The following is an 11605-nucleotide window of genomic DNA, read 5'->3' as shown; positions in this document are numbered from 1 at the left end:
AACCGTACCGAGATACATTGTTATTTCGAAATACAGTGGTTATTTAATACTTTCGACCACTGAGCAGGTGCTGCCAGTACAGCCAAAGATCATTTTTGGTCGGCCACCGAAATCATTGACGTAAGTCAGTACCGGTTTGCTGCCCAGTGCGCCCGCGCTGACATCCAACATGCCTTGAGATTTTGGCGCGATCATCAGCGGTTTGAAGCCTGCGGCTGTTTTGCCATTTTTACTCTCACTGGCATCCACCAGCGTGATGAAATACGGCGTCGGGTTATTCACCTGATAGCGATCGCCCTGACGGGTCAACTGCACTTTTTCTTGCCAAGGTGTCGCCATATCAGCCTTTTGTGGCACGATGCCGGCTGGACGGTAAAACAGCTTGATGCGAGTTTGCAGTGCAATTTGCAAGGTGTTGGCTTTGTCCGAGCGTGGTGGAATTTCACGCAGGTTAAAGTAGTACAGCGTCTCACGGTCTTGCGCCAACTGGCTCACCGCAGGCAAGGTCTGTATTTTTAACTGGCTGAGTGCGCCCGGCTCTACGCGCTGAACTGGCGGAACCACGGTCAGTGGGGAGTTAATCTTGTTCCCCTGCTCATCTTCGATCCATCCCTGCGCCAGATAAGGCAGTTGCTTATTCTGGTTGCTGATGTTCAGGCTGATCGACTTATCGCCGCCATTGAGCACCACCCGCGTTCTGTCCAGCGCAATCGCCGCAGTCGCCTGATGAGCTATCAATGCCGTCACCAAAAGGGTGGTGATGCGCAGTTTGTTATTCAATTTCATGACCTTTTCCTTCGAATTAATTATGTCAGAACCTAGTGGCGCCGATCGTTTTCTGTTCGCTAAACGAGCTGTTATCCGCAGGTCCATTGCTCAACCTTTCTACTGTGATACCGGGGGTTTATCCCCTTCCGTTATCGGCTGACAAGGCAACAGTAGATTCGTCAATACTGCTGGAGAAAGCATCGTCGGAAGTGTCACGCTACATTGCGCCTTCCCATTCCAGTGTACTGACATGGTTTCACCGGCTTTGATCCCACTGAGATAAGTAGAACCATCGTCATTCACAATGCCGGTTTCTTGCTGATTCTTATTTAATACTGTGGCCCCAAATGGCGGTGCCGAACCATCTGCCATACGCAGCATGGCCATCGCTTTCTCACCCGAAATCACATTAAAGCGGCGATAACCAATGGCCCCTTCAGTCAATGTGACCTGTGCTACGGTGCCTCTGGCTTCAACATTGTCTGCCAGATTGTCGATATCAATACTTGCTCGGTTGCGGTAGTAGCTGTTTACATCACTGACCACGGCTTTACCAAAACGGTTAGTGCGCACGGTGGAGCCGTAGCCCTGAACCGGAACACCTGCCACACCTTGAGTATCGAGCAGTAATCGTGTGCCACCTAAAATATTTGCTCGATGCAGTGCCGCACCTTCAGCGGTAACAGTCGCGCCACCCTGAATCCCTAAACCGACAGAAGAGTACCGCCCTTCCTGATAACTGGCGTTACCGTTAATATCCGCGCTACTGCCTATGTGGTTATAGTTACCACTGACCAACGCGCCGCTACGTGCTACACCCGTAGTAATCTGGTAGTTATTGTGGGCATCTGGACGATTGGCATAGCCCACTCGGTGGGTGTTTTCACCACCACTAACTGATGCGCTATAACTGACCGTGGCGTTGTTACCGAACGGCATGGATAAGGACAAGTACATCCCGTCATCATTGCTGTCGTTATACCGGTTGCGGAAAGCAGACAGTGACAGACTGACGTTTTTGAATTTGCCCACATCAAAATAGCGCGCTAATGACAGGTTATAGCGGTCATTAGCCGAGCGATCCCAATAGGTTTGATGACTATAGTTTAAGTAAGCACTCAGCCCCAGATCGCTAAATTGCTGGTTGAAGCTGATGGTATACATCTCTTTATTACCACCCACTCTGTCACCGCGATAACGCGCATCGAGATACTCGGTCATGCTCATAAAGTTGCGTTCTGAGAAGCGATAACCCGCAAACGTCACCTGACTGCCTGTTTCTTGGAAGTTCTTCGAGTAGTTGACTCGGTAAGAGCCACCACTCAAGGTGCCTTGGTCCGGTAAATTGGCCCACGATTGCGTCATATCAACCGATACCGCGCCAAACTCCATCAAATCACGCCCCACCCCTACGGATGCCGCTTGATATTCGTTCTCGCCGCTGATCCCACCACCAAACAGTGACCAACCGCTATTGACCCCCCAAGAGAACTCCCCGGTGCCAAATGTTGGTCCTTCAGCCCGATGCCCGATGCTTGAGGGTTTACCGGCGGCCACTCGATAGCGCACCATACCGGGACGAGTCAGATAGGGAATACTGGCGGTATTCACCTGAAATTGCTGAACTTGGCCATCAAGCTCTTCCACTCGGACATCCAGAGTCCCGGAGACAAAACTGTTCAGGTTCTGAATACGGAAAGGACCGGCAGCGACCAGTGTTTCACTTAATACACGCCCTTGCTGGCTCACAATAACCCGCGCATTGGTCCGTGCAACACCCATAATTTCAGGTGCATAACCGCGTAAATTCGGCGGTAACATATTGTCATCGGTGACTAAACTGGCCCCGCTAAAACGGAAGTTGTCAAAGATGGCCGACTTCAGAAAATCCTCACCCAACGTCAGCTTGGCACCCAGACTCGGTATCGCGCGGTAGGCGTAATAACGACTCCAGTCCCACTGGCGTTCCGTTGGTGTGCCGGAAGATTGATCGACACGCGTCTGCCAATCCGCACGGAAACGCCAAGCCCCTAAGTTAGCCCCGGTGGTGCCGTTACCGCTCAAACTGTTGTTGCTGGTATTGTTCGTCTGCTGTCGGTTCAGTTGCCCCAACAGGTTGTAGTCAAACAGCACCCCCGGAATCCCCTCTTCCCAGCGAGAAGGCGGATCCCAATCGGGTTCGCTGTATTCCAACCAAGCTTGCGGCACACTCAAATGGAGTGATGAGGTCGCCAAATCGCCTTGCACGGTCAGACCGGGCAAGCTGCTGATATCCAAACACTCCCCGTTGCGCCACCAAGTGAGCTTATGGAGGCTATCTTCTTTCAACGCCATCAACTCAACCAACTTAGGTGATAAGCACGCTTCACTAATTTTAGGGTCTTTCTCGGAAGCGTAGAACACCACAGGTTGTTCGTTGAGTTCCTGTTTATTCATGTGAACCAATAAGTTATAACTCCCCGGCATAATATAGCCACGTTGGGAGAATTGGCTCAGATCGATATTGGCGCGATCCTTGGTATCCAACACGTCGGTATTGAACTGAATATCATCACTGGCTGACACGCCATAGGCATTGCCACTTAACGCAACTGCAATCAAAATGCGTAATAAACCGCTACGGGCAATACCCTGGGTGATGGAACGAGCGGATACCATGGAATATGTCACCTTACTCATTGAAATCAGTAATAATCCAATTTGAAACGAACACTGGAATAGTAGTTTCCAGCACGCAGCATCTTGCCATTGCCCACTAACCGCAGGGCATAATTGAGTCTCATATCATCAGCAGGGATAATATTAATTTCCGGTGACGGCACCCCTGGCGTCGAAGCATTTCCTTTATCATCAATGATCTGCATTGCGACGCCTTCAGCCTCGCCATAAACCGCGAAATTATTGCCGTCTGCTGCGCCATCAAATGACACTGTAAAATGCTGCCGATTAGACTTATCTGGGTCGGCATGGACTATCGTGCAATCCAGTAAGCGAATCGCGAACGGATGCTCATTTCCCACGCCGTTCTCAACCAACTGACCGATCGGCATAATCGCCATATCAATAGTCTGCTCCAGACTTCCGGGGTCTATCGCGCAAGATGTATCAGTAATACTTCCTTCCATACTCACGTAGCCCAAATCTGTCTTCATGGGATCAGCCATTGCCGAAAAACTCAACAATGACGCCATTAGCAAGGAAGGAGGCACTATCAGAAAAAATGACCTGGACATAAATCACCTAGCTCATCCAACACGTATCTTTCTCAAGATAAAAAGACATGCGGAAAAATCCGCATGCCCAATTTAAAAAGGGGTGCTTATTGGTAAGCCAGCATGAAGTTAGCTACGCTTGAGAAGCTACCTGGTTTGATAGCGTCAGAAGCAGTGCTGCCCTGCAGGTAAGCAGAGAAAGCCAGGGTGTTGTTGCCAGTGATCAGAGTCTGTTCAGCAGTCGCGGTGCCCAAAGTTACAACAGAACCAGAACCATCAACGATAGCGATACCAGCGCCTTCAGCCAAACCAACGATACCCAGCAGGCCAGGGACTGCAGCAGATTCAGCACCGCTAAAAGTAGTGGTTACTGTTTTCAGAGTAGTGGTATCGCAGTTTTCCAGTTTGATGTCGAAATCTTGGGCAGATGATTTGCCACCGTTCTGCAGAGCAACGTTAGAGATCTGACCCATTTCAACAGTCTGAGAATCAGAACCTGATGCGATTGAGCATGGCGCGTCAATGATAGAGCCATTGAAAGTCACAGTACCTTGACCTTGATCTGCTGCGTTAGCTACAGAAGCAAAACCCAATACCAAAGCTGCTGCCAAGATCGTTTTATTCAGTTTCATTACGTAATTCCTTTATACACACATTTAAGTTTAGCAAGTTCACCTACCTTAATAGACTCAAGGTAAATACCGCATCGAAGTAGTTGAAACATAAGAACTCATGCGACTTATTCTCATTTAAATACGAGGAAATAAGTCACTGACTACCGAGAGCTATAGATTCAACATGCAGACATTGAAAAATGCCTACATTTAAAAAAACCTTTAAATAACGTTTAAGACCTTTTTGTTCGACGCAGATAATACAAACTTACATACCTACAAGATAGTTATTTAATTCAAACAATCAAAATTCAGAGTGTTTATCTTAATTGTCTAAATTAAAACAATAATATCGATAACTTTGATCGATAAACATAGCACCTTCGACAGATAGCACTGCGAAAACGAACAAATCGACACATTAGATCGCTAAAAGTCGCTTTTCCAAAATTAACGATTGCTTATTTTATAAGTGAAATTATAATCGATATTAAATACTCAAAACTTTAACACCTGAAGCAGAAAAAACTTGGCTTTTAAAAAATAAAGTCTCGCTAACTCTTTGATTCTCTCTGAAGTTAGTGAGAGTTTCTCACATATAAAACCCCACAAGCAATTGAAATTAATAGATAAATTAATATTACCTCAAGTTATTATTTTAATTATGAAGAAAAACAATTTATTTATTGCTAGCAATTTACAATATTACCTATTGGGCAGCTTACTCATGGTATATTTACATTTTAAGCATGAGTGTTTTGTCATAATAAATAATCACGGAAAAAGTTATTAAAAAATAAATAAGAACATAACTTAACTTATGTATGAGTTTTCTTTATTTTTGTAGGAAACGTCCTACCAATATATGGGAAATATGAATATAAAATAAAGAATGTAGGAAATTAAAAACAAGACATTCTTAAAACATAAATTGTATGAGGTAATAGTCAATGAAACCTAACCATCAACGTAAAGAAGAAGTCATGGAAATATTGCTTGAACGGTGCTCCGTTCTGAAAGAGCAATTTACTGAATCACCACCTCCCGTTATCCATTGGCCAAAAACCAGAGAGCTTGCTGATAAGGCTCACTTGGATATTTATACTGCCAGATTGGTATTAATGAAGCTGGTTGATGAGAAGCGCGTCAGGATGTCAGAAACCAAAGTCATGAATTCATTGCGCTGGTTTATTGCTCATCCGACAGAGAATGAACCTAACCGCCATGATTAAGCGGTTTGGTGCACGAATAGGGGCTAATCGTTAATACGTTAGCCTACAACGCTTTGTTAGATAAATAAGTAACATGTTGATATAAAATGAAATTTAACTTTCCTGTGCATGTGCGGTCCATGGGGCTAGGGCAAAAAAACAATCTTATTATTAGCGTGATCATCGCCATGACATTTATTGCCATGATGCACTATGAGGTCAATCGAGGCGGTGCTGGGCTTCATCTTCCCACCAACATTGTCATCTGGGCCATGATGGCGCTGCTGACGGTGGCACTCTACTGGCCACATAAAGAAGCGAACCATACCCTGAATTCGCCGGGTGGTCGGTGGCTACTGCTTGGCGCACTGATGATGAGCCTTCCTGCCTTATGGCCCGCCTCCTTACTGCACGTAGGATCTTGGCTACCGCGCATTTTGGGCTTGTGGGCTGGCATCATCATGCTGTTTGGGCTGTTCCGCTTAAAGCTGAGCGCCAGTACGCGACAACTGTGGTTAATGCTGATCCTCCTATCCGCTTGGGGTCAGGCTATGCTGGCCCTAATGCAACTCTTTGTTTTTACATCTGATAACTGGATGGAATTCGATATTGCCCAGCGCCCTTATGGCATCTTTCAGCAAACGAATGTGTTGGCCAGTTATCTGGCGACAGGTTATGCCATCGCCGCCTATCTGTTTATGGTCTCGGGCCGTCAAGTCGTGCGCAGCATCAGCACAGTGACGCTACTGGTTTTCCCCGGCTTATTGATGCTGCTGCAATCACGGATCGGCTGGGTCGGCGGGATATCCACCTTACTCTTGCTTTCACTCTATTACTGGCGTCAGCGGCAGATCGGCTGGTTATGGTTGTTGAGCCTGATAAGTTTGCTGGCCGCTTTTTATCTGTTGAGCCAATTAAGTGAGAGCTTGCTGATCGCCAAAGAAGCCAGCAACCGAGAGCGCGGGTTGATCCTCAACTATACTTGGCAGCTGATACAGCAGCATCCTTGGCTAGGCTGGGGCTACGGCAGTTTTGAGTCGGCTTTTGCTCACGCGCTGTCGCAGGCCGGGCAAGTCCCGAATCTCTTTACTTTCCCTTCTCACCCGCATAATGAAGTGCTTTATGGCTGGGCGGAGGGAGGTATTGTGGCGCTGATAGGGATGCTGGTGCTCGCTGTCGGGTATATAAAACCCCTGCTGATGCGGCCGAAAACGGTATTCCCGCTGTGGGTACTCACCTTACCGATCGCGTTACATCTGATGACCGAGCTGCCTCTTTATCAATCCGCCGCACATTGGTTGCTATTGATTCTGCTTGGCCGACTGATGATCCCAGAAAACATGCTGGAGAGCGCAACCACGACCCCCGCCTCATGGCAACGCTGGCTGCACTATGCCGTCATCTTCTCGGCATTATTAACTCTGCTATTTATGGTGACGGGTTTCAAAACCGGCCGAGTGCTGACACTGGCCGAAAGAGGTGGGTTAGTTGACATGCGGCCACTCGATAACCTGGAAAATCCCTATATCCAATGGGAAAGGTATCAATACATCCGCCATATCAACTTGTTACTGCAATTTAATCAGCACCAAGATCCGGCGTTGCTGACGCAATTTAGCGCATGGGCGGAACAGTACATTCAGCTGCACAATGATCCGAATGTTTATCAAAGTCTCATCATGATTAACCAATATCAAAATCATGCTGCTCAAGCCAATCAGTTGCACCAGACGGCAAAAGCGTTATTCCCCGGCAACCCTGCCTTCCAGTAGTCACCTGTTGCCCAATCAATACCTGTTAATCAATAGAAAAAGATGACCGCATAGCCCCTGACTGAGGGGCTAATCTGCGTGATATGCCATCGCGTCCACATATTTACCTATGTCAGTTTTAGCGCTGCTAGGCTAGTATATCGGCTGGAAAAAACGTGATAACAGCGCATAACACCACAGCACTGGAAACTATAATTTCCTTTTATTTCAATCTCATAGCCTATGCTGTAAAGCTTTGTGCCGCTATTGATAGTTGGACTTCTGTGTTATCCGTAAAATTATGTGATGTCTAACGAGAATAATAAAAATCACAATTTACTTTAAATTCAATGGATTAGAAAAGATAACCGCATGAATAATACTGATAAACTCGACTCCCACACCCCCATGATGCAGCAGTACCTTCGGCTTAAAGCCCAGCATCCTGACATACTGCTGTTCTACCGGATGGGGGATTTTTATGAGCTGTTTTACAGTGATGCGAAGCGTGCTTCACAGCTACTGGATATCTCACTGACCAAACGAGGCGCTTCCGCTGGTGAGCCAATCCCGATGGCGGGTGTCCCCTATCATTCGATTGAGCCTTATCTAGCGAAACTGGTTCAGATGGGTGAATCAGCGGCAATTTGTGAGCAAATCGGTGACCCGGCAACCAGTAAAGGGCCGGTTGAACGAAAAGTCGTACGGATCGTGACACCGGGTACAGTCAGTGATGAGGCTTTGTTGCAAGAGCGGCAGGATAATCTGTTGGCGGCGATTTGGCAGGATGCACGTGGATTTGGTTATGCGACTTTGGATATCAGCTCGGGTCGATTCCGCGTTGCCGAACCCGCTGATATTGAAACCATGGCCGCCGAGCTGCAACGCACCAATCCCGCCGAGCTTTTGTACCCAGAAAACTTCGAGCAGATGGCGCTGATTGAGCATCGACATGGCTTACGCCGCCGCCCATTGTGGGAGTTTGAGCTGGAAACCGCCAAACAGCAGCTTAACCTGCAATTCGGCACGCGTGATTTAATCGGTTTTGGTGTTGAGCAAGCCCACCAAGCATTACGTGCTGCGGGCTGCCTGCTGCAATATGTCAAAGATACCCAGCGCACCTCCTTGCCCCATATCCGTGGTTTGACCATGGAGCGTCAGCAAGATGGCATTGTTATGGATGCCGCTACCCGTCGAAATCTCGAACTGACTCTCAACCTCTCCGGTGGCACAGAGAATACGCTGGCCGCCATTCTGGATTGCAGCGTGACCGCCATGGGGAGTCGAATGCTAAAACGCTGGCTCCATATGCCAGTGCGCGACATCAAGGTGCTGACGGATCGCCAGCAAGCGATTGGTGGCCTGCAAGAACTGACAGCAGAACTGCAAACTCCGCTGCGCCAAGTGGGCGATTTAGAACGTATTTTAGCGCGACTGGCACTGCGCACCGCCCGCCCGAGAGATCTGGCCCGCATGCGCCACGCTTTTCAGCAATTGCCGGAGATCCACCGTTTACTGCAACCGGTCAATGTGCCTCATGTGCAAAACCTGCTCTCGCAAGTCGGTCAGTTTGACGAGCTACAAGATCTGCTGGAACGGGCGATTGTTGAAACACCGCCGGTATTAGTGCGCGATGGAGGCGTCATTGCACCGGGTTACAATGCCGAGTTGGATGAATGGCGAGCATTAGCCGATGGCGCGACTGACTATCTGGATCGACTAGAAATTCGCGAACGTGAAAAGTTGGGTCTGGATACGCTAAAAGTGGGCTTCAATGGGGTCCACGGCTATTTCATTCAGGTCAGCCGGGGGCAAAGTCATCTGGTTCCAATCCATTATGTCCGCAGACAAACGCTGAAGAATGCCGAGCGCTACATTATTCCTGAGTTGAAAGAGTATGAAGACAAAGTTCTGACCTCTAAAGGAAAAGCGCTGGCGATCGAAAAAGGGCTATACGAAGAGATTTTCGATCTGTTGTTGCCCCATCTGCCCGAATTGCAAAGCAGCGCCAATGCACTGGCTGAGCTGGATGTACTGTCGAATCTGGCGGAGCGAGCTGAAACACTCAACTACAACTGCCCTACCCTGAGTGATAAACCGGGGATCAAAATTACCGGAGGTCGTCATCCGGTGGTTGAGCAAGTCTTGAGCGAACCCTTTATTTCTAACCCGCTAACACTGTCACCTCAACGGCGTATGTTGATCATTACTGGCCCGAATATGGGGGGGAAAAGTACCTATATGCGCCAAACAGCATTGATTGTGCTGTTGGCCCACATGGGTAGTTATGTGCCTGCGGATCAGGCCATTATTGGTCCGATTGATCGCATCTTTACCCGCGTCGGCGCAGCAGACGACCTGGCATCAGGCCGCTCTACCTTCATGGTGGAAATGACGGAAACCGCCAATATACTGCATAACGCTACAGAACAAAGCTTGGTGCTGATGGATGAGATTGGTCGCGGTACATCAACTTATGATGGCTTATCACTGGCTTGGGCCTGTGCTGAAAATCTGGCGAGCCGCATTAAAGCGATGACACTATTTGCCACCCACTATTTTGAGCTGACGACCCTGCCGGAAAAAATGGAAGGCGTCGTGAATGTGCACCTTGATGCGCTGGAACACGGGGAAACTATCGCCTTTATGCACAGCGTACAAGATGGCGCAGCCAGTAAAAGTTATGGTTTGGCGGTTGCTGCACTGGCGGGTGTGCCACGAGATGTGATCAAGCGGGCGCGGCAGAAACTGAAAGAGTTGGAGACGCTCTCCAATAATGCGGCGGCGAGCAAAATTGATGGCTCACAACTGACGCTGCTCAATGAAGAGACTCCTCCGGCTGTTGAGGCATTGGAAGCACTAGACCCTGATTCGCTGTCGCCTCGCCAAGCGCTAGAGTGGATTTACCGTCTGAAAAACATGGTATAGCGCCCATAAAAAAACGGTGAACATCAGTTCACCGTTTTTATGTTCTATCTGAGTCACTGCCTATACCCTAAATACCATCTGAAGTATGACGGGTCTCTTTATTCGCGGAACAACGCCTCAATGCTTAAACCTTGCGTTTGCAGAATTTCCCGCAGACGGCGTAAACCTTCAACCTGAATCTGGCGGACACGTTCGCGTGTCAAACCAATTTCACGGCCAACGTCTTCTAAGGTTGCGGCTTCGTATCCTAACAGACCAAAACGACGGGCCAATACTTCGCGCTGTTTTGCATTCAATTCAAACAGCCATTTGACGATACTTTGTTTCATATCATCATCTTGCGTGGTATCTTCCGGACCGTTTTCATTCTCGTCAGACAGAATATCCAACAAAGCTTTCTCTGAGTCGCCGCCTAAAGGTGTATCAACGGAAGTGATACGTTCGTTAAGACGTAACATGCGGCTCACATCATCGACCGGCTTGTCGAGTTGCTCGGCAATCTCTTCAGCGCTCGGTTCATGATCTAATTTATGAGAAAGTTCTCGGGCGGTACGCAAATAAACGTTTAATTCTTTAACGATATGGATAGGCAAACGTATGGTTCGGGTTTGGTTCATAATTGCCCGTTCAATCGTTTGACGAATCCACCAAGTGGCATAAGTGGAGAAACGAAAACCGCGTTCAGGATCAAACTTTTCCACCGCACGGATCAGGCCGAGGTTGCCCTCTTCAATCAGATCCAGCAGCGCTAAGCCGCGATTGCTGTAACGACGGGCGATCTTCACCACCAACCGCAAGTTACTTTCGATCATACGCCGACGTGAAGGCACATCTCCGCGCAAGGCACGTCGGGCAAAATAAACCTCTTCTTCTGCGGTCAGCAGTGGCGAATAACCAATCTCACCAAGGTAGAGCTGTGTCGCATCCAGCACGCGCTGGGTAACGCCTTGCGCCAACAGCTCATCTTCCGCTAACTCGCTTTCAGTCGGTTCATCTTCAACTAATGCTTTTTCATCGAAAATTTCAGTTTCCGTACTGTTTTCATCAAAATCAGCATCTTCATTCAACTCGTTAACTTTCAGCGTATTTTGGCTCATATGCTGCTCCTACCCGTGAATCCG

8 protein-coding genes are annotated in these 11605 nt (G+C 48.2%); 3 read left to right on the top strand and 5 right to left on the bottom strand.

Going from position 1 to position 11605, the window contains the following annotated elements:
• Positions 1-39 precede the first annotated feature (39 nt).
• The 4 genes from HRD69_RS09685 to HRD69_RS09670 all read right to left on the bottom strand — a co-directional run bounded on the left by HRD69_RS09685 (position 40) and on the right by HRD69_RS09670 (position 4612).
• Positions 40-786, bottom strand: a complete 747-nt coding sequence (locus HRD69_RS09685; RefSeq protein ID WP_004875002.1) for a fimbria/pilus periplasmic chaperone — start codon at positions 784-786, stop codon at positions 40-42.
• A gap of 99 nt (positions 787-885) precedes the next feature.
• Complete coding sequence (locus HRD69_RS09680) at positions 886-3426, bottom strand: outer membrane usher protein (RefSeq protein ID WP_004875003.1); 2541 nt, start codon at positions 3424-3426, stop codon at positions 886-888.
• A 26-nt stretch (positions 3427-3452) separates the two neighbouring features.
• Positions 3453-3959 (bottom strand): fimbrial protein, encoded by a 507-nt coding sequence (locus HRD69_RS09675; RefSeq protein WP_004875004.1) that lies wholly within the window; start codon positions 3957-3959, stop codon positions 3453-3455.
• Positions 3960-4087: 128 nt separating this feature from the next.
• A complete protein-coding gene (locus tag HRD69_RS09670; RefSeq protein WP_004875005.1) occupies positions 4088-4612 on the bottom strand; it encodes a fimbrial protein in 525 nt (174 codons plus the stop codon).
• A 932-nt stretch (positions 4613-5544) separates the two neighbouring features.
• On the opposite strand from HRD69_RS09670, the gene HRD69_RS09665 reads away from it, so the two are divergent.
• The 3 genes from HRD69_RS09665 (at position 5545) to mutS (ending at position 10484) form a co-directional block, all read left to right on the top strand.
• On the top strand, positions 5545-5826 hold the full coding sequence (locus tag HRD69_RS09665) for a FaeA/PapI family transcriptional regulator (protein ID WP_004875007.1): 282 nt from the start codon (positions 5545-5547) through the stop codon (positions 5824-5826).
• 119 nt (positions 5827-5945) lie between these two features.
• On the top strand, positions 5946-7577 hold the full coding sequence (locus HRD69_RS09660; RefSeq protein ID WP_004875008.1) for a PglL family O-oligosaccharyltransferase: 1632 nt from the start codon (positions 5946-5948) through the stop codon (positions 7575-7577).
• A 351-nt stretch (positions 7578-7928) separates the two neighbouring features.
• Positions 7929-10484, top strand: a complete 2556-nt coding sequence (mutS, locus tag HRD69_RS09655; protein ID WP_172984612.1) for a DNA mismatch repair protein MutS — start codon at positions 7929-7931, stop codon at positions 10482-10484.
• Between the two features lie 98 nt (positions 10485-10582).
• Here mutS and rpoS read toward each other — a convergent pair whose 3' ends face one another.
• A complete protein-coding gene (rpoS, locus tag HRD69_RS09650; protein WP_004875011.1) occupies positions 10583-11581 on the bottom strand; it encodes an RNA polymerase sigma factor RpoS in 999 nt (332 codons plus the stop codon).
• Positions 11582-11605: the final 24 nt, after the last annotated feature.

This window comes from Yersinia mollaretii ATCC 43969, assembly GCF_013282725.1.
Classification (GTDB): domain Bacteria; phylum Pseudomonadota; class Gammaproteobacteria; order Enterobacterales; family Enterobacteriaceae; genus Yersinia; species Yersinia mollaretii.
This window is presented reverse-complemented; position numbering and strand designations above follow the sequence as displayed.